Below are 22,327 nucleotides of genomic sequence, written 5' to 3' on the forward strand. Positions count from 1 at the left end.
GCCTTGCCGCGGGATGGAGCAGCCCGGTAGCTCGTCAGGCTCATAACCTGAAGGTCGCAGGTTCAAATCCTGCTCCCGCACCCAAGCATCACTAAACCCCCGTAGCTCTCGCTCCGGGGGTTGCTGCTTTTGGGGATCTGCCCAAGGGCCGGGAATGCTGAAGAAGGCGGACGACCCGTTCCATACGGCGCCGAGCGCTCCCCTATTTCTGGCGTGGGGCTTCCAGGCCTTGCTCGGAGGCGTCTGAGCCGCCGGCGCGCTGGGCCTGAACGGCGCGGGCCAGTTCTTCCGCCGCCAGTCGGACTTCGTCCTGAACGGCCTGGTCGCGATCCAGCGCGTCATGGCTGGTCGCGTAGGGCTGCCAGTAGCCGATGTAGCGGTCGATCTCGGCCTCGGGGCCGGCCGATGACAGCTTCATCGAGGCCAGCCAGTCGGACAGGGAGCGGCGCACGTTTTCGGCCCCCTCGACATCGCCGTGGACGACCAGGGCGAAGCGACGGCCCGCCAGGTGGCGGGGGTAGGGCCACCCGGCCAGTTCCAGCGTCTTGGCCAGGGCGACCGTCTTGCCGTGGGTCGTGGTCGGATCCGGGTTGCCGCCGTCGGCGCAGACCAGCCTGTCCATCATCAGTTTGAACGGGCTGGAGACGTGATACCAGTTGACCGGGGTGACGATCAGGACGCCGTGCGCCCGCACCCACATCGGATAGATGTCGTTCATCCAGTCGTGAACCTGACCCAGGCTGTAGTTGGGATAGCAGCTGCACGGCCAGTGGCAGAGCGCCGCCGCCGTGGAGAAGCAGGCCTTGCAGGGATGAATCTCTCGCCCGTACTCCGACGCCAGCCGCGACAGGTCGAGGACCTCGGTCTCCATCCCCGCGTGGCTCTCCACGACCTCCCGGGCGATCTGGACCAGGCGCCAGCTCTTGGACATCTCGCCGGGGCAGGTGTGCTCGGATCGGCTGGAGGCGTTGATGATCAGGATGCGCGCAGGGGCGGAAGCATCCTCGTGTCGGGCCTGGGCGTCGCGCACGGCCGCGTGGGCGTTCAGCCAGTCCAGCGCCAGCTCATAATCCGGCTCGGCGAAGCCGGGACCGGCGGGACGCGTCAGCGGCGATTTGCGCCCGCCGATGTAACCGTCCCAGGCCGCAGCGGCCAAGCGATCGATCTCGTCGCGCAGGGGATCGAAGACGGGGTCCGCGAACCGGCTGCGGAAGCGGGCTTCGAAGGTCGGCCGGTCCAGCTCGGGGCTGGGCATGCCCTTGCGAGGCGCCGGGGCGGCAGGCGCTTGGGGAATGGGCATGCGGCGTCTCCTGGGCTCGGGTTCGCCCGAAACGCTGCATCTGATCGCGACGTTCCGTCGGATCGCGGGGACGTCCGAGCCCGCCCTTCAATGGCTAAGGAGAAGGGCCACGCCCGACCGCCTCATGCAGAAACTCGTCATCGGTATCCGCGTGGGTAGTTTCTCGTGCCGGTCGTTACGAGACTCTAGTGTCGTGGCATGGTTTTAAGAAAACCACAGTCTGTTCGGTTGATTGTGGCGTGAGTATGGTGGAAATTTAAAGAAGCATAGATTTCGTTGAGTTGTTTCTTTGTGTTTCTGGAGCTTTGAATGGTTTGGCGTTGCGGGTTTGATCTGCGAGTGATTTTCATTTCCTAAAAAATAAGATCCCTGCACCAACGAATGTAAACACAATATGGATGAAACGGCTTCAAAACTATAACCCCGCAAGCTCGGCTATAGCGCTAGATCGGCGCCCCGAAAGACAATCGTTCTCGGGGGATGCCGAACATGACCAACACTCGCCTCAAGTCGATGCTGCTTTGCGGCGCGGCTTCAATTGGACTTGGCCTGGGTCTGACGCCCGCTGCGGCCGTTGCTGAAGAGGGCGTTTCCGCCGCCGTCGCTGTCGCCGACGCGGGCCAGGTCAGCGGCGTCGTGACCGACGCCGACGGGCGGAGCTATCTGGTCGGCGCCGAGGTGCGCATCGACGGCTACAGCCAGGTCGCCGTGACCGACCGCGAAGGGCGCTTCACGCTGCAGCGGGCGCCGGTGGGGCGCCATACTCTGAGCATCGCCTATGTCGGCCGCGTCACCCATCGTATGGAGGTCGACATCGCCGCCGACGCCGTCACGCCTGTGACGGCCGCCCTGGCGATCGACACCGGCGCGTCGTCGGTGGCCGACGTCGTCGTCACGGCCTCGCGCCCCATGGCTGAATCGGAAGCCGCCGCGCTGCAGATTCAGCGCTCGTCGACGTCGCTGGTGAACGTGGTGGCCGCCGACGCCATCGGCCGCTTCCCCGACCAGAACATCGCTGCGGCCCTCAGCCGCCTGCCGGGCATCGCCGTCGAGCGCGACCAGGGCCAGGAGCGCTACGTCAACCTGCGCGGCGCCCCGTCGCGCTGGACCACCATCGCCTTCGACGGCGTCAACGTCATCAGCCCCTCGGGCCGCACCGCCCGCCTCGATACCATCCCGGCCGCCATCGCCAGCTCGGTGCAGGCGCGCAAGGCCGTGACGGCCGCCATGCCGGGCGAGACCCTGGCGGGCAACATCAACATCATCACGCGCAGCGCCTTCGACTATCCGGGCCTGATGGCCGCGGCCGATCTGGGGCTGGGCTATAACGATCTGGGCGGCGGCGCCCAGTACAACGCCGGCGGTTTCATCTCGAACACCTTCGCCGACGGTCGCTTCGGCGTCCTGCTGTCGGCCTCGCGCTATGAGCGCGAGATGGTCACCGACAACTTCGAGACCGACTGGGAAACGGCGAAGGAAGACCAGGAGCCGGGCTTCGAGACCCGCACCTGGGCCGACGCGCACCAGAACAAGCTCTATCGCCTGACGCGCAGCAACACCGCCTATTCGGGGCGCCTGGACTATCGCCCGTCGGATGATCACCGCTTCTTCCTGAGCAGCATCTACACTGAGTTCACCGACGACGAGATGCGCAACGCGCATGAGTTCGACTTCGACGACGGCGCCGTGGCCACCAACAAGGCGGGGATATCCAATGGCTACGCCGATGTCCGCACCGGCAATACGGCGACGCGGGGCACGATCTACAACGTCGACCTCGACAGCACGCTGAACGTCAACCACACGACACAGAGCATCTTCACCACCACCCTGGGCGGGGATCAGCGGTTCGGCGGCTGGAACGCCTCCTGGCGGTTGAACTACACGGACGCCAAGAGCGACGGCGGCCCATCCTTCAACTCGACCTGGAAGAGCCCGAACAACCGCCGCCCGACCGTGGTCTATGACTTCACCGACCGCGAGAACCACAACGTTCGTCTGTATGACACCATCGTCAATCCCGACGGCTCCTTCAGCCAGGGCGAGATCAAGCGCTCGCTTGATCCTCAGGACTACGACTTCGTCAACATGCGCGTGAACGCCAGCCTGGCTCAGACCAAGGCCTATACGGCGCGCCTGGACCTGACCCGCGACATCGACCTGTTCGGTCTGCCGACGGAACTGGCCTTCGGCTTCCAGTACGACGACCGGACCAAGGAGAATAATTCCTCGCGGCTGGAGATCACGCCGGCGGCGCTGACGGCGGCGGGCGTCGCCCTGCCGACGACCGACGATTTCGCCCTGAACACTCCCTACAAGGGCAAGCTGCCGCTGGGCTACGCCTTCCGCTACCACTCGGAAAAGGGCGCCTGGGACCTGTGGAACCGTCTGAAGCCCAACGCGGTCGACAAGCACGACGTCGCCAATGAGAACTACTACAAGGTGAGCGAGTCGGTCATCGCCGGCTACGCCATGGCCACCACCTATTTCAACTGGGGTAATGTGGTCGCCGGTCTGCGCGCCGAGCGTGTCGAGAACACCAGTCAGGCCCTGGTGCAGATGGAAGAGGACGGTCCCTTCGAACCACTGGAGTTCAAGGACGACAACCTTGAGGTCTTCCCCAGCCTGCACCTGAACTGGGACATCAACGACGAGATGAAGCTGCGCCTGTCGGCCAACACCGGGGCCGCGCGTCCCGACTATACCGACCTGCGCCCGAACTACAGCATCAGCGACGAGGATGGCGAGATCAGCGGCGGCAACCCCTACGCCGGTCCCGAGAAGTCGATCGGTTTCGACGCCTATTTCGAATGGTATCGTCCGGGCGGCGCCTTCCTGTCGGCCGGCGTCTACTACAAGGACCTCCGCGACGTCCTGTTCGATATCGAGCGGACGCCGTACGGCAGCGACGCCCTGAACGTGCCGGGCTATGATCGCTCGGGCTATACCTACTTCACCATCGACAACGGCGGCGACGGCTTCATCCGCGGCCTGGAGTTCTCCTACTCGCAGACGATGGAGCCCTTCGCGGAGCGTCTGGGCCTGCCGGACTGGGCTGCGGGCTTCGGCGTGCGCGCCAACCTGACGCTGAACGAGTCGGAAGCCACCACGCCGGACGGCCGCAAGGTCGGCCTGCCGGGCGCGTCGGACATGATCTACAACGCCGCCCTGTCCTATGAGCGTTACGGCTTCTCAAGCCGCATCAGCTGGCAGTACCGCACCGAGTGGCTGGACGGCCTGGGCGGCGGCGACATCGTCGGCGACAGCTATTGGGATGAAGTCGGCCGGCTGGACTTCAAGGCCAGCTACGCCTTCAACGACAACGCCGAAATCTATTTCGACGCCAACAACCTGCTGAACGAGCCGGGCGTTCGCTACCAGGGCGAGACCTGGCGCGTCTCCGAATACGAGCGTTTCGGCGCCCGCTACATGATCGGCCTGCGCCTGAACTTCTAGGACCGGCTGAGCGACCGTTCGCCGTTCCTCCTCCCTGGCGGCGGACGGTCGCGCTCTCCTTCAACAGAATCTCCCTCGGCCCGCGCGGCCGCTCATTTGAACGGGGCGTCTCATGTTCAAGCGAACCCTCTTCCTTTCGGCCGGACTGGTCATGGCGCTCGGCCTGGCTGTTCCGGCGGCGGCGCAGAACGTGGCCGGCGTCGCGCGTCCTGCGTGGGCGCCGTCGGGTCTTCCGGACCGTGTGGTCCTGAGTCCTGGCGCGGATGCTGCGCGCCAGATGGCCGTCGCCTGGCGGACCGACGCCCGTCAGGCTGACGCCGTAGCCGAGATTGTGGAAGCGATCGACGGCCCCGCCTTCGAAAGCCGGGCGCGAACCGTCGACGGTCTGTCGACGGACGGCGTCGTGCGGGGCGGGCAGGGGCGTTACCACACCGTCCGCTTCACGGACCTGAAGCCGGGCGCGGGTTATCTCTATCGGGTCAAGGGCGCCGACGGCTGGTCCGAATGGCTGAGTTTCCGGACGGCTGCGGATGATGCGGCGCCGTTCCGCATCCTCTATTTCGGCGACACCCAGAACAGCATCCTGTCCAAGGGCGCCCGCACCATCCGCGCGGGTCTGATGCGCACGTCGCCGGACGTGGTGATCCACGCCGGCGATTTGACCGGGCGATCCCATGACTGGGAGTGGGGCGAGTGGACGGCGGCCGGCGGCTACGGCTACGCCATGGTCCCGCAGATACCGGCGGCCGGCAATCATGAATACAGCGACGACGATGACGGCCGACGCCGGCTCGGGCCGCTGTGGGCCGCCCAGTTCGCCTTGCCGGAGAACGGCGCCGAGGGCGTCGTCGAGACCAGCTACTACACCGACTATCAGGGCGTGCGCTTCATCGTCCTGGACGGCACGGCGGGAACCAGTCTGGATGCGCTGGACGCCCAGACCCGCTGGCTGGACCGGACCCTGGCGTCGAGCACGGCCCGCTGGAACATCGTCATCCAGCACCAGCCGATCTACACCTGCGCCCGTCCCGACGACACCGAGGCCCTGAAGGCCGCCTGGGAGCCGATCTACCGCGCGCGCAACGTCGACATGGTCCTTCAGGGCCACGATCACTGCTACAGCCGGATCACCGATGGCGAGGGCAAGGCGTCGGGCGAGGCCCGGCGTGCGCAGGGCGCGGCCCAGGGACCCGTCTATGTCGTCTCTGTCGCGGGGCCGAAGATGTACGGTCTGAACGACCGCGCCCTGACCCAACCGGACCGCGTGGCGGCCGATACCCAGATGTATCAGACCATCGACGTGGAGGCCGGACGGCTGCGCTATCGCGCTTATACGGTGTCGGGCGTGCTCTATGACGCCGTGGACGTCGTCCGGGCGGCGGATGGGACCAAGACCCTGCGCGAACCGGTCGAAACCTTGCCGCCGCTGCGGCTTTGCGACGGCGATGTCGGGCCTGACGGGGCGCCGTGCGTGGGCAGCGCGAAGTAGCGCCACCGCCCTCAACTTCATCTCATTCAGGATTGGATTTTCCCATGACGAACCTCGCGCGCCGGCTGCTGGTTTCCGCGCTTTCGGCCTCGCTGGCCGCCACCGCTTTCGCTGCGCCGGCATGGGCGCAGGATACGGCGCAGGCTCATGCGCCTTCTCGGGATGTCGCGGCTCCGGGACGGGCGAAGAACGTCATCCTCTTCCTGGCCGATGCGGCGGGCGTTTCCTCGCTCAACGCCGCCAGCCTAATGGCTCATGGCGAGCCGATGAAGCTGCACATCCAGCAATGGCCCCACCTGGGGCTGAGCGAAACCTCGCCGGTCGATCAGTTCGTCTCGGACTCGGCCAACGGCATGTCCTCGATCATGACGGGGGTGAAGACGCGCAACGGCGTGATCAGCCAGACCGCCGACGCCGTGCGCGGCCGTCAGGACGGCGCCCCGGCCAAGACCCTGCTGGAGTACGCCGAGGAACGCGGCCTGCGCACCGGCGTGATCTCCAGCCAGTCGATCGCCGACGCCACGCCTGCGGCGACCTACGCCCACTCGAACGATCGCGGCAAGTGGGGCGAAATCTTCCCTCAGGCCTTCTCGCCGCGCTTCGGCGACGGGGTGGATGTCCTGTTCGGCGCCGGCCGTCAGAAGATCGGCGAGCAACTGGCCGCGAGAGGCACCAGCTTCGACGCCCTGAGCCAGGCGCATGAGCGGCCGATCTACACCCGCCTGGACGAAGCGCCAACCTCGAACGCCCGGCCGGTGGTCGTGGCCGATCGGATGGACGTGCGCGCGGCGACCCTGAGGGCCCTGGACCTGCTGCAGGCCGCCCCCAAGGGCTATCTGCTCGTGGTCGAATGGGACGCGCATACGGATGACGTCCGCAAGGGGCTGCAGAACATCGCGGACTTCGACCGTCTGATCGCCGAGGTCGAGGGGCGCGTCGATCTCGACGACACCCTGCTGCTGTTCACCGCCGACCACTCCTTCGGCCTGCAGGTCGACGGCGGACGGCGCGGCGAGCCGGTTCTGGAGGGCTACGAAGCCTGGAAGGCCGCCGGAGGCGACGACGATGTGGTTCGGCTGAAGAATGTCCTGGTCAATCGCACCCACACGGCCGAGGAAGTCCCGGCTCTGGCCATCGGCGCCGGCGCCGACGGCGTCCGAGGCTACTTCCCCAACACCCGCCTGTTCCATGTGATGATGGAGGCGTGGGGGTGGAGTGCGGCGGCGGTCGACTAATACCCGCCCCTTGAGTGGAATGTTGCAACGATGACGCGGCGAGGAGACCTCTACCGCCAGCGGGGCTGACCGCTTCGGTCGGCCTCGCCTCCCGGCTATTCTGAAGCAAGCCCTCTAGCCGGGAGGCGAGGCCGATGCATAACTCCTCTCCTGTTGTAGTCGTAAGAGGGGAGAACGGGATGCGTTTTCTGTTCGTTGGTCTGGCCGGTGCAACTGCATTGACCTTCACGGTGGGGGCGGCGGCCATGACGCGGCAGGACAACAGGGCGGCTCCGCCATCGTCGCCTGCGCCCACGGATTCTGGCCTGCCCGAAGGCGAAGGGCGAGCTCTGACCCAGCAGGTCTGCGGACAATGCCATTCGGTCGGCATATTCGCCTCCCAGCGGCACACCCAGGATGAGTGGAACGAAGTCATCGGCCGCATGATGGCCAAGGGCATGACGGCGGCCGAGGACGATCTCTATGACGTCTCCGACTATCTCGCAGCCAATCTGGGCAAGGGCGAAGCCGCGTCGGCGGGCGGTTGATCACTCCTCGCGCGTGACGCCGTAGCCGGTTGCGAAGGCGTCGCGGATCGCCATGACGCGACGGTTGTCGGCGTCGCCGCTGCGGCATACGAAGGCGATCTTGCGTGTCGGGGTATCGTCGTCGAGGCGGATCTGGCGCACCGGCGCCCGTACCCGCGAACTGGTCGGCAGGCGCGGAATGATGGAGACGCCGAGCCCGGCCGAAACCATGGCCAGGACGGCCTCGATCGACTCCAGTTCGAAGCGCGGGCGCGTGCCTGGGGACAGTCGATGCAGATAGCTGGCGGCGGTGCGGCCGCTGGTGAGCGAGGTGTCGAACTGAATCCAGTCGTAGCGGCTGATGAGCGCCTCCGCCGTGGTTTCGATGCTGTCGGGCGGCGCGACGAATACGAAGGGCTGTTGTTCGAGGTCCTGCCAGTAAAGGCGGCTTGATCCGCCGGACGTCGGGCGCACCAGGGCGGCGCCGTCCAGCCGTCCCGCCTTGAGGTGCTCCAGAAGCTCGCCCGAGTCGCCCTGGATCACGCGCACGCTGAGGCTCGGGTGCCGTCCGCCGATCTCGCGCAGCACCAGTGGGATCATCGTGGGTTGCAGCGAGCGGATGGCGCCGATGACGACCCGGCCGGTCAGGGCTGCGGCATGGCGCGTGCGCGCCTCTTCCATGGCGTCGAGCGCGCCGCGCACGTTTTCAGCCAGTTCGACCGCGAGGGGAGTCGGGCGGACAGACCGCCCAGAGCGGTCGAAGAGCGGCTGACCCAGATATTCCTCCAGCCGTTTCATCTGCAGGCTGACGGCGCTGGCGGTCAGGCCCACGTCGTCGGCGGCATTGGCGAAACTGCCGTGCCTCAGGACGGAGTTGAGGGTCATCAGGAATTCGAACTTCATCTTTCATCCGCCTCGACGCGTTCCGGGAGGGCGACGGCAGCTGCCCCATACATAAGGAAACGTTACCTATCGAAACAGCAAACGTCACTATTCCTTCAGTGTGGCGATTGTTACCACTCACAAGACGGATCGCGAGGTCGCTCGCGGTTCGGCAAGGTCCCAACGCCCGGAGAGGCGAGGGACAGGGAAGAGAGAATGCAGGATCAATACGACATCAGGATGCTGATCGACGGCCGGTGGATCGAGGGCGAAGGCCCCGTGATCCCGGTGACCGACAAGTGGACCGGCGAGGCGCTGGGGCGCGTCCGTTCGGCCGCCGCAGCTCAGGTCGACGCGGCGGTTGCGGCCGCCCGCGCCGCCTTCGCCGCCGTCCGTGTCGAGCCTTACGAGCGCAGTCGCCTGCTGCACCGTGTGGCCGACCTGATCTTGGATGATCGCGAGGCGCTGGCCGCGACGATCGTCGCCGAGTCCGGCGTGCCGTGGAAGGATTCAGACAATGAAGTCTCCCGCGCCGCCGAGACGTTCCGTGTGTCGGCCGAGGAAGGTCGGCGCCTGACCGGCGAGATCGTGCCGATCCAGGGCGCGGCCGGTCAGTCGGGGCGCATGGCCTATACCTTGCGCGCGCCGCGGGGGGTGGTCGGGGGCATCAGCTCGTTCAACTCGCCGCTGAACATGGTGGCGCACAAGGTCGCGCCCGCCCTGGCTTCGGGCAACGCCGTGGTGTTCAAGCCGCCGGTCGCCACGCCTCTGGCGGCGACGCGTCTGTTCGAGCTGATGCTCGAGGCGGGGATTCCTGGTGGGCTGATCAACCTGGTTCATGGCGGCGGCGGCGATGTGGGCGCGCCGCTGGCCGCCCATCCCGGCGTGGACTTCTTCACCTTCACCGGCAGCACGCCGGTCGGCAAGGCGATCCAGGCCGGCAGGGGCATGCGCGCCACGGCTCTGGAGCTGGGCAGCATCGCCGCCACCATCGTCTGCGCCGACGGCGATCTGGAGCGGGCGGCCGTTCGTTGCGCCCAGTCCGGCTTCCGCCGTCAGGGCCAGGCCTGCACCTCGACCCAGCGACTGTTCGTCGAGCGGTCGGTCCTGGAGCGTTTCCTGCCGATGTTCCTGGCCCAGGTCGCCGCGCTCAAGGTGGGCGACCCGCGCGACCACTCTACCGATGTCGGCCCGATGATCAGCGAGGCCGAGGCCGCGCGCGCCGAGGCCTGGGTCCGTGAGGCCGAGGCGAAGGGCGCCAGGGTGCTGGCGGGCGGCGAACGGCGCGGCGCGGTGCTGGCCCCCACCGTCCTGGCCGAGGTCGATCCTGGATCGAAGGTGCTGTGCGAGGAGATCTTCGCCCCGGTCCTGACCATCCTGCCGTTCGACACGCTGGATGAAGCGATCGAGCGTGTGAACGCCACCCCCTTCGGCCTGGCGGCGGGTTTGTTCACTCGCGACCTGAGCCGCGCCCTGCAGGCCGCAGAGCGTCTGCACGTCGGGGTGGTGCACCTGAACGAAGCCTCCAGCAGCCGCGTCGATCTGATGCCTTTCGGCGGCGTCAAGGACAGCGGCGTCGGGGTCGAAGGCCCCCGCTACGCCATGCGCGAGATGACCGAAGAGCGTCTCGTCACGATCACCCTGTGATGGATTTGGATATGTCAGCAGACAGCGTAACCGCCGCCATCTTCATGGCGCAGTGCCTCAAGGAAGAAGGCGTCGAGAAGGTCTTCGGCCAGTGCGGCCATACCAACTACGCCTTGATCGACGCCTGCGACCGGCTGGGCATCGAGTATGTCTCCTTCCGCCATGAGCAGCAGGCGGTCCACGCGGCCGACGCCTACTACCGGGTTTCGCGCAAGCTGGCGGTGATCAACGTCCACCTGTCGCCCGGACTGACCAACACCGTCACCGGGGTCGCCTCGGCGGCGATGGATGGAACGCCGATGCTGGTCATCACCGGCAACACGCCGACCTATCACCACCCGCGCGAGGCGCATCAGAGCATGCGCCTGCACGCCGACGCTTCCCAGGGCGATATCTTCAGGCCGATCTGCAAGCGGGTCTGGCGCGTGGATGACGCCCGCCACCTGCCGGACGTGATGCACCGGGCCCTGAACATCGCCCAGACGGGCCGACCCGGCGCGGTGTTGCTGGACATCCCGATGGACGTCTTCGCCCAGAAGATTTCGGCCGAGGCCCAGACGCGTTCGCGTCGCCCGAACTTCGCCCGCCCCATGGGCGACGCCGAAGGCGTGGCCGAGGCCGCCGCCCTGCTGAAGGACGCCGCCAATCCGGTGATCTTCGCCGGCAACGGCGTGGCTCTGTCGGGCGCCTATGAGGCGCTGAAGACCCTGGCTGAGCAACTGGGCGCGCCGGTGGCGACCACTCTGGTCGGCAAGGGCGTCTTTCCGGAAAGCCATCCGCTGTCGGTCGGCACGACCGGCATCTGGGGCGCGCGCGTCGCCAACGATACGGCGCGCACGGCCGACGTCATCCTGGCCGTCGGCACGGCCTTCGGCGAGGCCGACTGCAGCTCCTGGCGGCCCGAGCACACCTTCAACATTCCCGGCACGACGCTGATCCAGATCGATCTGGACCCGCAGGAGATCGGCAAGAGCTATCCGGTCGACGTCGGCATCGTCGGCGACGCGCGGGCGACCCTGACGCAACTGTCAGCCGCCCTCGGCGATCAGCCTCGCCCGCAGGCGGCCGTCGAGGCCCAGCGCGCCCTGCTGGACCAGCGCAAGGCCGCCTGGCGCGAAGAGCTGAAGGAGACGCAGGAGATCGACACCAAGCCGATCCATCCGGCGCGGCTGCTTAAGGTGCTGTCCGATGCGGCGCCCGCAGACGCCATTTTCGTGACGGATGTGGGCTGGAACAAGAACGGCGCCGGTCAGCAACTGGAGATCCAGGGCCGCAACGGCTTCCTGACCAGCGGCGGCATGGCGACCATGGGCTATTCTCCCGCCGCCGCCGTCGGCGCCGCCATGGGCGCGCCCGATCGCAAGGTGCTGGGCCTCGTCGGGGACGGTGGTCTGATGTCGGTGCTGGGCGCGCTGACCACGGCGGTCGAACTGGACATTCCCGTGCTGTGGGTCCTGTTCAACAACTTCTGCTACTCGACCATCCGCACCGTCGGTTCGACCTATTTCAACAACAAGTACGGCACGGAATTCCGGTCGCCGGACGGCGAACTCTACAATCCCGACTTCCAGCTTCTGGCCAGGTCGTTCGGCATCAAGTCGGCGCTGATCGAGGAGCCGGCCGATCTGGAGGCGGGCGTACGCGCCGCCATGGCCGAGCGCGGCCCCTTCCTGCTGGAAGTGCGCACGCGCGGGGACGTGCCGATGCCGCGCACGGGCTATTGGGACATCGCCGACTTCCTGGCGACCGGCAATGACTGACGCGCCGCCGCTCAAACCGGGTCTGCGTCAGCGGGACTATCAGCCGGACGCCGTCGGACCGCTCGACGGGGTGCGGGTGCTGGACCTGTCCAGGCTGTTCGCCGGCAACGTCCTGACCCAGATCCTGGGCGACTTCGGCGCTGAGGTGATCAAGGTCGAGCCGCCCGCAGGGGACACCCTGCGCGGCTGGAAGACCGAAGGCGTCTCCACCCACTGGAAGATCTATGCCCGCAACAAGAAGAGCCTGGGCCTGGATCTGCGCAATCCGCGCGCCGGCGAGATCTTTCGCAAGCTGGTCCCCACCGCGCACATCCTGGTCGAAAGCTTCCGGCCGGGCGTGCTCGAGAAGATGGGCCTGAGCCCCGAGGTTCTGCACGCGCTCAATCCTCGCCTGGTGATCGTTCGCGTGTCCGGCTGGGGGCAGGGCGGGCCCTACCGCAAGCGGCCGGGCTTCGGCACGGTGATCGAAGGCATGTCCGGGTTCGCCGCCATCAACGGCTTCGAGGACCGCGAGCCGGTCCTGCCGCCCATGTATCTGGCGGACGGCGTGGCGGGGACCTATGGCGCCTCGGCCGCCTTGCTGGCCCTGCGCGAGGCGGAACGTCCCGACGGCAAGGGGCAGGTGATCGACCTGCCGCTCTATGATCCCCTGTTCGCCCTTCTGGGGCCGCAGGCGGCCAATTATCGCCTCAGCGGCAAGACGCGTCGCCGCGAAGGCAGCCGGTCCAGCAACTCGGCGCCGCGCAACGTCTATCGCTGTCGCGACGGCAAATACGTCAGCCTGTCGGGGTCGACCCAGACCATGGCCATGCGGATTCTCCAGGCGATCGGTCGCGCGGATCTTGCGGCTGATCCCCGGTTCGCCGCCAACGCCGATCGGCTGAAGCACGTGGAAGAACTGGACGCCGCGATCGGCGACTTCATCGGTCGACACGACCAGGCGGCCCTGGTCGCCCTGATGGAGGAGGCCGAGGTCACCGTCGGTCCGATCTACGACGTCTCGCAGATCATGGAAGATCCGCACGTCGTGGAGCGCGAAATTCTGGCCGATTATCCGGATGCGGAGATCGAGCATCTGCCGATGCATCACGTGGTGCCGCGCCTGTCGGGCACGCCCGGCTCGATCCGCCTGCCGGCGCCGGTCCTGGGCCAGCATTCGCGCGATATCCTGGAGCAGCTCGGCTTCGACGAGGCGGAGGCCGCCCGTCTGATCTCCGAAGGCGTGGTCATCGATGCGGCTCTGCCTCTGACGGAGGATGCGGCATGACGCCCGTCTGGCGGTCCCTCCTCTATGTGCCGGCGCATCAGGAAAAGCATGTCGGCTCCGCGCGGGTGCGTGAGGCGGACGCCGTCATCCTGGACCTTGAAGACGCCGTGCCGCCGGAACTGAAAGCGACGGCTCGGGCGGCCCTGGGCGCAGCGATCAAGGCTGTCGGCCGTTGGGGCGCGGACGTTCTGGTGCGCGTCAACGCCGAGGCGGGGCTGATCGAGGAGGATGTCCGCGCGGCCGTGCGGCCCGGCGTCTGCGCCCTGGTGCTGCCGAAGGTGGAGAGCGGGGACGAAATCCGCCGCATCGACCGCCTGGTCCAGGCTGCAGAAACCGAAGCTGGCGTGGCGCACGGCGCGACCCGTCTGCTGGTGCTGGTTGAAACGGCGAAGGGGCTTCTGGCCTTGCCGTCCATTCTCGAGGCCAGCGCGCGGATCATCGCGGTCAACCTGGGCAATGAGGATTTTGCGCGCGACCTGGGCGTGGAGCCGAGCGAGGAGACCTTGCGCCTGCCTCGTCAGCAGATGGTGATCGCGGCGGCGGCCAACGGGGTCGCGCCCCTGGGTCTGGTCGGCCAGGCGACGCGCTTCGACGACCTGGACGGCTATCGCGAGGTGGCGGTCCGCTCGCGCCGGCTGGGCCATGTGGGGGCGGCCTGCATCCACCCGTCGCAGATCGCGGTGCTGAACGCGGTCTTCGCGCCGAGCGAGGCTGAGGTCAGCGAGGCGCTGGCCATCGTCGATGCGGCGCGGATGGCCGGCGTCGGCGCCTTCGCGCTCAACGGACGCATGATTGACAAACCGATCCTGAGCCGGGCGCAGGCCCTGCTCGAAAGGAGGCGAATGATCGAACGCAAGATCGAAGATCGAGGGAACAACTAAGGGAAAGCAAAGGCCTGCGCAGAAAGAACAGCAGGCTTGCGGGGAGGATGACAGTGTCGATTGAAGGAATGAGCCAGGCTCCTGCAAGGAGCCGGGGACGGCGCGTGCGCGCCATTTTGATGGGAACGACGGCGGCCGGCGTCGTGCTGACGGGCCATGCGGCCTGGGCTCAGCAGACGGCCGCGCCGGCGCCCGAGGTGGTCGAGGTCGAGGCGATCGTCGTCACCGGCACGGCCATTCGCGGGGTCGCTCCCGTGGGGTCGGCCACGGTCGGCATGACGCGTGAGGATCTGGTCCAGGCGCCGGCCAAGGACGCCAGCGCCCTGGTGGCCAGCCTGCCTCAGGCCTCCAGCCAGGGCACGACCCTGGCGTCGTCGGGCGGCCGGGCGGCGGGCGTCAACCTGCGCGGTCTGGGCAACAACGCCACCCTGGTGCTGTTCGACAGCCGCCGGGTGGTGCCGCAGGGCGGCAACGCCCAGGTCTCGGACCCGAACCTCATTCCTTTCTCCGCCATCGAGCGGGTCGAGGTCGTCACGGACGGCGCCTCGGCCATCTATGGCTCGGATGCGGTGGCGGGCGTGGTCAACTACATCACGCGCCGCAACTACGACGGCGCCGAGATCACCGGCCGCTGGGTCAACTCCCTGTACGATCAGTACGTCATCGACGGCGTGATCGGCCGCACCTGGGAAGGCGGCGGGGTCATGTTCGCCGGGTCTTGGGACAAGAACGACAGCGTTCCGCGCAGCACGCGCGATTACATGAGGCAGGATCTGCGTCCCTTCGGCGGCAATGATAATCGTCTGGTCGGCACGACTGTCTATCCGGGGGCGCCTGGGGCGCTGATCATCGGCAACACGGTCTACGGCCTGCCGCAGACCAACGGCGCCATCCCCAACGCCGCCGACGTGCTGGCGCTGCAGGGAACGCCCGAGCTCTATGACTCCTCGTATCTCTACGACTTCTACACGGCGCGCGAACGCCATGCGGCCATGTTCAAGCTGCGCCAGGAAGTCGCTCCGGGCTTCGAGTTGGGCTATACCGGCATCTATAACCTGCGTGAGAACTCGTCCCGAGCGGGCGACGGTTTCGAGCGCGTCTCGATCCGGCTGACGCCCGACAGCCCCTACTATATTCCGGGCATGCCGAACCCGACGGCGAACCAGACGCTGGTCTACAACTTCTCGCTCAATAACCCGGATGTCTCGCGCAGCCAGGACAACCGCGAGGAGACGATCAACCACTCGATCGACATGACACTGGACCTGCCCAGGGACTATCGGTTCTCGGGGCTGCTGACCTACGGGAAGACGGATTCGTGCAACGTCTGCCAGCCGCAGGTGAACACGACGGTCGGCAACGTCATCGCCAGCAACGCCTCCTGGGGCTTCAATCCCTATCTCCTGGGATCACAGCCGGGCGCCGACGCCCTCGTCGGGGGCTTCATCCAGCAGTACGACACGGTTCTGTTCGACGCCGTGGCCAAGATCGACGGCCCGCTGTTCAGCCTGCCCGCCGGCGAGGTCCGTCTGGCGGCGGGAACCGAGTTCTCCCGCCACAAGCTGTATCTGAAGGCGCAGAACACGCTCAACCTGGCCGGCGACTATCAGACTTCGCGTTTCACCAAGAGCATGCGCGAGGTGAAATCCGCCTTCGCCGAGGTCTTCGTGCCGATCGTGTCGGAGGCGCAGGGCGTGCCGCTGATGCAGTCGCTCGATCTGAGCGCGGCCATTCGTTACGACAGTTATTCGGATGCGGGCGACACCACCAATCCGAAGATCGGTCTGACCTGGCGTCCGAACGAGGAGTTCCTGGTTCGCGCCAGCTGGGGCACCTCCTTCCGCGCTCCGACGCTGATCGAGGCCAACCCGGCGACGGTCGGCCAGACCAACCGCGTCTATGTCAGCAACGGCCTGAACGATCCGAACATCCCGGTGACCAATCCGGCCTCGGGCCAGAGCGCGGTCCTGTCGCGTACCGGCAACACCGCCGGCCTGCGGCCGGAGTCGGCGACCATCTGGTCTCTGGGCGGCGAATATCGCCCGAACTACCTGCCGGACCTGAAGCTCAGTCTGACCTATTACAACGTCAACTATGAGGATCGGATCGAGAACCTTCCGAACCAGACCCTGATCCTGTCGAGCCCGGAAAACCTGGCGCTCTACAAGGATTTCTTCATCGCTGCGCCTCAACCGACCAGCTGCGTCAACGGCGACTATTCGACCTACAACCCCGCCTATCGGCCGTGGTTGACGGACCCGAACGCCGTCTACTCGCCGTCGACCATCAACGACTGCTCCATGGTCGGCATCATCACCGGCGGCCGGCTGAACCTGGGCCAGGTCAAGCAGAGCGGCCTGGATTTCGGGGTCAACTATCTGCACGAGACTTCGATCGGCGACTTCGCCTTCAACGCCAGCGTCTCCAAGGTGCTGAACCTGGAGAAGAGCGTGGTGGCGGGCGGTCCGCTGTTCGACGCCCTCGACACCTATGGCTTCCAGGTGTCCGAGCGGGGGCGCTTCAACGTCAACTACCGGCGCGACGGCCTCACCGCCAATGTGACGGCCAACTATGTCGGCTCCTATCTGAACAACGCCACCATCACCGTCGGCGGGGTCAAGCTGCCGGACACGGAGATTCCGGCCTGGACGACCTGGGACGCCGGCCTGGCCTATGACTTCGACGACGGCGGGGTTCTGGACGGCGTCCGCGTGGCGGTGAATGTGCAGAACTTCACCGACGAACAGCCGCCCATCGTGCTCAGCGGCACGACGGCGGTGGATCTGGGCAATCACAACCCGTTCGGACGGGTCTGGTCGGTGGAGCTGACCAAACGGTTCTGACACCGGTCGGAAGCGGCGGGGTTTCGACCCTCGCCGCTTCCGATGCTTTCGCAGGGAGGAGCGGATGAGCAAGTTGAAGACGTGGCTGGCGGTGCTGGCGGGGGCGATCAGCCTGATGCTGGGGGCCGGGACCGTCTGCGCCCAGGCGCCGGCGCCGGGACAGGCCATGCCGGACCCCTATGCGGGCAAGAAGAAGCTGCTGGTCATCGCCGACGTGCAGACGGGCTTCCATCACGACTCGATCAATCACGCCATGGCCGTGATCGAACGGCTCGGACGCGAGAGCGGCGCCTATGTGGCCTTTCTGCGCACCGATTCCCAGTTGATCACCCGCACGCCGATCCTCGGCACGGGCAGCCGCTACGAAGGGCGGCCGATCAATGCGCGCAACCTCGACTATTTCGACGCCGTCTTCATGCTCAGCAGCGGCGCCGGAACGCTGTCGGACCAGCAGAAGGCCGACCTGCTCGCCTTCGTGAAGGAGGACGGCAAGGGGTTCATCGGCGGCCACGCGGCCACCATCGCCTTCTACGACTGGCCTGAATACGGCGAGATGATCGGCGGCTTCATGGCCGGCGAGTATCGGGTGGAGCCGACGGGGGTGATCGTCGCCGATCCGGACTTCCCAGGCGCAGCCGCCTTGCCGGACACCATCACCGATCAATTTCCCTATCTCGGCGCCCCCTATGTGAAGGGCGGCGTTCACACCATCCTGAGGCTGGATCCCTCGCGCCTGACGCCGGAACAGCTGGCGCGTCGTCCGGACGGCGACTTCCCGGTCGCCTGGGCCAAGACCTATGGCCGGGGCCGCGTCTTCGTCAGCTCCCTCGGCCACGTCGAGGCGATCTGGGACGATCCTGTCCTCAGCAACTTCCAGCTCGAAGGCATCAAATGGGCGCTCGGCCTGACCGACGCCGACGTCACGCTCGATCCCGCACAATGAACAAGCAAGAGGAACGCCCCATGACCAAGAGCGCTCTTAAAGGCGTCGGCGCCAGCCTGGCGCTGATCCTCATGGCCGCATCTCCGGCCCTGGCCCAATCCGGAGCCCAATCCGGAGGACAAACGCCCGACGACGGAACGACCTGGCGCAGCTACGGCCAGAATCCCGGCGCGACCAACTTCTCGCCCCTGACGCAGATCACGCCGGAGAATGTCGGCGGCCTTCAGCGAGCCTGGACTTTCCGCTACGGCGGCGGAACCGACGACGAGGGCGATCGTGGTCTGGATTACCGCTGGGAGGTGACGCCCCTGGTGATCGACGGGGTCATGTATGTCTCGACGCCGACCAATCCGAACATTCCCGAGCTGAAGTCCACCATCACCGCCCTGGAGCCAGAGACCGGCAAGGTGCTGTGGAAGTGGGAGTCGGAGCGCAACATCCACGGTCGCGGCATCGCCTGGTGGCCGGGCGACGCGACCCACGGCCCACGCATCATCTTCGCGACGGACAAGGGTTATCTGGCGGCGCTGGACGTGCGTACGCGCCAGTTGGCGGCGGATTTCGGCCAGGGCGGACAGGTCGACGCCTATGTCGGCGTGGTGTCGGACGTGGTGGGCGAAAGCCGTCGCGACACTTTCACCATCCCCAACCCGGTCGCCCTCTACGACAACCTGATCATCACCGGCTCGCGTCCCGGCGAAATGGGCCCTCCCGGTCCGCGTGGCGACGTGCGCGCCTGGGACGTGCGGACGGGCGAACTGGTCTGGGCCTTCCACACCGTGCCCCAGCCTGGCGAGGCCAACCATGAAGGCTATGTCGGCGACGAGTGGAAGGACCGCAGCGGCGCCAACGTCTGGTCCACCATCACCATCGACGAGGAGAACGGCATCGTCTTCGCGCCGGTGGGCGACCTGAACGGCCGCGCCACGGGATCCGAACTGTACGCCAACAGCCTGCTGGCGCTGGACGCCCGCACCGGCGCGCTGAAATGGCACCATCAGGTCACGCACAAGGACCTGTGGGACTGGGACATGCCCACCCCGCCGATCCTGGTGAATTTCCGCGAGGGCGACCACACCGTTCCGGCCGTGGCCCTGACCGGCAAGCAGAGCCTTCTGTTCGTCTACGACCGCCTGACCGGGCGGCCCCTGCACGAGATCGAGGAGCGGCCCACGCCGCGCAGCGACGACCCCAAGGACGAGGCCTGGCCCACGCAACCCTTCCCGGTTCGCCCCGGTCCGCTGGCGCGGGTCACGATGACGCGGGATGAAATCCCCAACATCACGCCGGAACAGCACGCCTACTGCACCGCCTTTTGGGATGAGAACAACATCCAGGTGACGGGCCTCTACGGGCGGCCGCTGATGACGCGCGGCACGCTCAGCTTCCCCTCGACCCTGGGCGGGCCGAACTGGGGCGGACCGTCCTACAATCCGAACTCGGACGTTTTCATCGTCAATGTTCAGAACATGGCGCAATTCCGCCCGGCCGGGCCGGTGACCCCGATCTTCGGCGGCCCGCGCCCTCCGCGCCGCCGCGTCGCCGCCGAGCCGGGCGCGCCGATCACCCAGTCCGGCTTCGCCTACCGCATCGACGCCGACACCATGCTGCCCTGCACCCCCACGCCGTGGGGCGAATTGGTGGCGGTCGACATCAGCAAGGGCGAGATCCTGTGGCGCGCGCCCTTGGGAACCATTCCCGGCCTGAAGACCGATGTGGCCACCGGAGCGCGCAACCTGGGCGGCAACATCCAGACGGCGGGCGGCCTGGTCTTCATCGGGGCTGCCAACGACCGCACCTTCCGCGCCTATGACGCCCGTACCGGCGAAGAGAAGTGGTCGGTCGAACTGGACGCCAGCGCCCACACCACGCCGATCACCTTCATGGGCAAGGACGGCAAGCAGTATGTGGTCGTCACCGGCGCCGGCGGCACCGCCGTGGCCGCGCGACGGATGTCCGACACCTTGAACGCCTTCGTCCTCCCCTAGCGCCTGACGCCCCGCGAGGAAGACCTCGCGGGGCGTGTTTTTCGCCCGGCGTCGTCGGGCCGTCTCTAGTCAGTGGATTCAGCCAATGGACGCAGCCCTGTCCGCCCCGCCGAAAAAGAGGACCCGCGCGCGCTATGTCGTGCTGGCCCTGATCGCCGTCGGGACGATGATCAACTATCTGGACCGTTCGCTCCTGGCGGTCGCGGCGCCCAGCATGTCGCAGGATCTGGCGCTCGGCGCGGCGACCATGGGCGTGCTGTTCTCGGCCTTCTCCTGGAGCTACGCTTTGGCGCAAATTCCGGGCGGGATGTTCCTGGATCGCTTCGGCGTCCGACTGACCTACGCTCTGTCGGTCGGGGTCTGGTCGGTGTTCACCGCCCTGCAGGGCGCGGCGACGGGACTGATCTCGCTCATCGTCTATCGCCTGGGTCTGGGCGCGGCCGAGGCGCCGTGTTTCCCCGCCAACAGCCGCATCCTGGTGTCCTGGTTCCCGCAGCAGGAGCGGGCCCGCGCCAACAGCGTCTATTCCGTGGGCATGTATTTCGGCATCGCCTTCCTCAGCCCGGTCCTGTTCTGGGTGACGGGGACCTTCGGCTGGCGCGCCCTGTTCATCATCGCCGGCGTCATCGGCGTGCTGTTCGCGCTGCTGTGGTGGCAGGTCTATCGCGATCCCGAGCACAGCCGCATGGTCAACCAGGCCGAGTTGGATCATATCGCGGCGGGCGGCGGCGGCCTGGCGTCGACGGCGGGCAAGACGTCTTTCTCGTGGAAGCAGATCGGCTGGCTGCTCGGCAAGCGTCAGATCCTGGGCGCCTCCATAGGCCAGTTCGCCACCAACGCCACCCTCGTTTTCTTCCTGACCTGGTTCCCCACCTATCTGGTGGCCGAACGCAACATGCCCTGGCTCAAGGTCGGCTGGATGGCGGTGCTGCCCTTCATCGCCGCCTCGGTCGGCGTGCTGATCGGCGGCCAGCTTTCGGACGCCCTGGTCAAGCGCAGCGGCTCGGCCACCTTCGGACGCAAACTGCCGATCGTCGGGGGGCTGCTGCTGTCTTCGACGATCATCTCGGCGGCTTTCCTCAAGTCCGACGTTCTGGTGATCGCCGTCATGTCCGTGGCCTTCTTCGGCCAGGGCATGTCGAACCTGGGCTGGACCCTGATTTCGGACGTGGCGCCCAAGAGCCTGATCGGCCTGACAGCCGGGGTCTTCAACTTCTGCACCAATCTGGCGGGCATCGTCACGCCGATGATGATCGGCTTCATCGTCGCCGCGACCGGGTCGTTCTTCGGCGGTCTGGCCTTCATCGGCGTGCTCGCCCTGATCGGGGCCCTTTCCTACACCTTCCTAGTCGGCCGAGTGGAACGCATCGCCGAGCCCGCCGCAGAGGAGTTCAAGTGATGCGGTCGATGTTCCCGATTTCGCCTACCGTCTGCGTCTCGGCCGGCGCGCTGGTTGTGACCCTGGGTCTGGCGGCGTGCCAACCCTCTCACCCGGCCCGGCCGGAAGCGGCGTCGGAACCGTCGCCCGCCCCGATCGCTGCGGCGCCCGCAGCGGCGGAGTCTGAAGTCGCGCCTGCGCCGACCGAGGTCGGGCCGGAGGCTCCGGCGCAAGCCGCGCCGCCTGTCGCTGCGCCCGGGACGCCGTCGGAGGAGGGGGCTGCGCGCCCGTCCGTAGCCCCCGCGCCCGCCCCCGCCGTGAAGGTGAATGTCCCGGCGCAACAGACGCCGCCTCCTCCGCCCGCCGTGACGCCGGCGGTCCAACCGGGCGTCCTGCCCGCCGGGGCGGGGCGCAATGTGGCCCAGCGCCTGTGCGGAACCTGCCACTCCCTCGTCCTGGTGACCGCCACAGGCCACACCGAAGCGGAGTGGGATTCCATCGTCGCCCGTATGGAGGCCAATGGAATGCAGGCCTCGGCGGACGACATCGACACGGTGATCGGCTATCTCGGCAAGGCCTTGCCGCCCAGGTAGCCGTGCAGGTCGTGAGTTGAGGGGGGGATTTCAGGTGATTGAGTCTCAGCCGGTTGTCGTTGATGAGGTTGTGGTGACGGCGGCGCGTCTGCCGGCGGCGGCGGGGGAGGCGGCCTTCTCGGTCATCCGGCTGGACGAGGCGGCGCTGGCGAGGTCGGC

15 protein-coding genes and 1 tRNA gene are annotated in these 22,327 nt (G+C 67.1%); 14 read left to right on the top strand and 2 right to left on the bottom strand.

All coding sequences use genetic code 11. The features are described 5' to 3' along the window. Positions 1-7 precede the first annotated feature (7 nt). Positions 8-84: transfer RNA gene (locus tag ACWGL1_RS15990), tRNA-Met, on the top strand. A 118-nt stretch (positions 85-202) separates the two neighbouring features. Here ACWGL1_RS15990 and ACWGL1_RS15995 read toward each other — a convergent pair. Then, positions 203-1,300 carry a flavodoxin family protein gene (locus ACWGL1_RS15995; RefSeq protein WP_452112556.1) on the bottom strand — a complete coding sequence of 366 codons (1,098 nt, stop codon included), beginning with the start codon at positions 1,298-1,300 and terminating at the stop codon, positions 203-205. A 489-nt stretch (positions 1,301-1,789) separates the two neighbouring features. On the opposite strand from ACWGL1_RS15995, the gene ACWGL1_RS16000 reads away from it, so the two are divergent. The 4 genes from ACWGL1_RS16000 to ACWGL1_RS16015 all read left to right on the top strand — a co-directional run bounded on the left by ACWGL1_RS16000 (position 1,790) and on the right by ACWGL1_RS16015 (position 8,007). Continuing rightward, entirely contained in the window at positions 1,790-4,756 is a 2,967-nt protein-coding gene (locus ACWGL1_RS16000) for a TonB-dependent receptor (protein WP_452112557.1), read from the top strand. A 112-nt stretch (positions 4,757-4,868) separates the two neighbouring features. Then, positions 4,869-6,245, top strand: a complete 1,377-nt coding sequence (locus ACWGL1_RS16005) for a metallophosphoesterase (protein WP_452112558.1) — start codon at positions 4,869-4,871, stop codon at positions 6,243-6,245. Positions 6,246-6,289: 44 nt separating this feature from the next. Then, positions 6,290-7,480, top strand: a complete 1,191-nt coding sequence (locus tag ACWGL1_RS16010) for an alkaline phosphatase (RefSeq protein ID WP_452112559.1) — start codon at positions 6,290-6,292, stop codon at positions 7,478-7,480. A 179-nt stretch (positions 7,481-7,659) separates the two neighbouring features. Beyond that, positions 7,660-8,007 carry a hypothetical protein gene (locus ACWGL1_RS16015; protein WP_452112560.1) on the top strand — a complete coding sequence of 116 codons (348 nt, stop codon included), beginning with the start codon at positions 7,660-7,662 and terminating at the stop codon, positions 8,005-8,007. Here the strand turns inward: ACWGL1_RS16015 and ACWGL1_RS16020 are convergent, their stop codons facing one another. Next, the gene (locus tag ACWGL1_RS16020) at positions 8,008-8,889 is read right to left on the bottom strand and encodes a LysR family transcriptional regulator (protein ID WP_452112561.1); all 882 of its coding nucleotides are present in this window, start codon (positions 8,887-8,889) and stop codon (positions 8,008-8,010) included. A gap of 195 nt (positions 8,890-9,084) precedes the next feature. On the opposite strand from ACWGL1_RS16020, the gene ACWGL1_RS16025 reads away from it, so the two are divergent. The 9 genes from ACWGL1_RS16025 (at position 9,085) to ACWGL1_RS16065 (ending at position 22,168) form a co-directional block, all read left to right on the top strand. Next, positions 9,085-10,515 (top strand): aldehyde dehydrogenase family protein, encoded by a 1,431-nt coding sequence (locus tag ACWGL1_RS16025; protein WP_452112562.1) that lies wholly within the window; start codon positions 9,085-9,087, stop codon positions 10,513-10,515. 11 nt (positions 10,516-10,526) lie between these two features. Continuing rightward, positions 10,527-12,275 carry a thiamine pyrophosphate-binding protein gene (locus ACWGL1_RS16030; RefSeq protein WP_452112563.1) on the top strand — a complete coding sequence of 583 codons (1,749 nt, stop codon included), beginning with the start codon at positions 10,527-10,529 and terminating at the stop codon, positions 12,273-12,275. Next, positions 12,268-13,542 carry a CaiB/BaiF CoA transferase family protein gene (locus ACWGL1_RS16035; protein ID WP_291778493.1) on the top strand — a complete coding sequence of 425 codons (1,275 nt, stop codon included), beginning with the start codon at positions 12,268-12,270 and terminating at the stop codon, positions 13,540-13,542. The genes ACWGL1_RS16030 and ACWGL1_RS16035 overlap by 8 nt, the downstream gene beginning before the upstream one ends. Then, positions 13,539-14,423 (top strand): HpcH/HpaI aldolase/citrate lyase family protein, encoded by an 885-nt coding sequence (locus tag ACWGL1_RS16040; protein ID WP_346487948.1) that lies wholly within the window; start codon positions 13,539-13,541, stop codon positions 14,421-14,423. The genes ACWGL1_RS16035 and ACWGL1_RS16040 overlap by 4 nt, the downstream gene beginning before the upstream one ends. Before the next feature lie 104 nt (positions 14,424-14,527). Then, complete coding sequence (locus ACWGL1_RS16045) at positions 14,528-17,266, top strand: TonB-dependent receptor domain-containing protein (protein ID WP_452112564.1); 2,739 nt, start codon at positions 14,528-14,530, stop codon at positions 17,264-17,266. A gap of 64 nt (positions 17,267-17,330) precedes the next feature. Then, a complete protein-coding gene (locus ACWGL1_RS16050) occupies positions 17,331-18,209 on the top strand; it encodes a ThuA domain-containing protein (protein ID WP_346487946.1) in 879 nt (292 codons plus the stop codon). Between the two features lie 20 nt (positions 18,210-18,229). Continuing rightward, complete coding sequence (locus tag ACWGL1_RS16055) at positions 18,230-20,197, top strand: outer membrane protein assembly factor BamB family protein (RefSeq protein WP_452112565.1); 1,968 nt, start codon at positions 18,230-18,232, stop codon at positions 20,195-20,197. An 85-nt stretch (positions 20,198-20,282) separates the two neighbouring features. Beyond that, positions 20,283-21,596 (top strand): MFS transporter, encoded by a 1,314-nt coding sequence (locus ACWGL1_RS16060; RefSeq protein WP_312217784.1) that lies wholly within the window; start codon positions 20,283-20,285, stop codon positions 21,594-21,596. Beyond that, positions 21,596-22,168 carry a hypothetical protein gene (locus ACWGL1_RS16065; protein ID WP_346487944.1) on the top strand — a complete coding sequence of 191 codons (573 nt, stop codon included), beginning with the start codon at positions 21,596-21,598 and terminating at the stop codon, positions 22,166-22,168. Before ACWGL1_RS16060 ends, ACWGL1_RS16065 begins: the two co-directional genes overlap by 1 nt. Positions 22,169-22,327 lie beyond the last annotated feature (159 nt).

This window comes from Brevundimonas sp. NPDC055812 (assembly GCF_053616535.1).

Bases quoted from the DNA above. Each gene is read 5' to 3' on its own strand.
- ACWGL1_RS16055 (WP_452112565.1), top strand. From the start codon at position 18,230: ATGACCAAGAGCGCTCTTAAAGGCGTCGGCGCCAGCCTGGCGCTGATC.
- ACWGL1_RS16000 (WP_452112557.1), top strand. From the start codon at position 1,790: ATGACCAACACTCGCCTCAAGTCGATGCTGCTTTGCGGCGCGGCTTCA.
- ACWGL1_RS16040 (WP_346487948.1), top strand. From the start codon at position 13,539: ATGACGCCCGTCTGGCGGTCCCTCCTCTATGTGCCGGCGCATCAGGAA.
- ACWGL1_RS16060 (WP_312217784.1), top strand. From the start codon at position 20,283: ATGGACGCAGCCCTGTCCGCCCCGCCGAAAAAGAGGACCCGCGCGCGC.
- ACWGL1_RS16010 (WP_452112559.1), top strand. From the start codon at position 6,290: ATGACGAACCTCGCGCGCCGGCTGCTGGTTTCCGCGCTTTCGGCCTCG.
- ACWGL1_RS16020 (WP_452112561.1), bottom strand. From the start codon at position 8,889: ATGAAGTTCGAATTCCTGATGACCCTCAACTCCGTCCTGAGGCACGGC.
- ACWGL1_RS16025 (WP_452112562.1), top strand. From the start codon at position 9,085: ATGCAGGATCAATACGACATCAGGATGCTGATCGACGGCCGGTGGATC.
- ACWGL1_RS16005 (WP_452112558.1), top strand. From the start codon at position 4,869: ATGTTCAAGCGAACCCTCTTCCTTTCGGCCGGACTGGTCATGGCGCTC.
- ACWGL1_RS16015 (WP_452112560.1), top strand. From the start codon at position 7,660: ATGCGTTTTCTGTTCGTTGGTCTGGCCGGTGCAACTGCATTGACCTTC.
- ACWGL1_RS16035 (WP_291778493.1), top strand. From the start codon at position 12,268: ATGACTGACGCGCCGCCGCTCAAACCGGGTCTGCGTCAGCGGGACTAT.
- ACWGL1_RS16065 (WP_346487944.1), top strand. From the start codon at position 21,596: ATGCGGTCGATGTTCCCGATTTCGCCTACCGTCTGCGTCTCGGCCGGC.
- ACWGL1_RS15995 (WP_452112556.1), bottom strand. From the start codon at position 1,300: ATGCCCATTCCCCAAGCGCCTGCCGCCCCGGCGCCTCGCAAGGGCATG.
- ACWGL1_RS16030 (WP_452112563.1), top strand. From the start codon at position 10,527: ATGTCAGCAGACAGCGTAACCGCCGCCATCTTCATGGCGCAGTGCCTC.
- ACWGL1_RS16050 (WP_346487946.1), top strand. From the start codon at position 17,331: ATGAGCAAGTTGAAGACGTGGCTGGCGGTGCTGGCGGGGGCGATCAGC.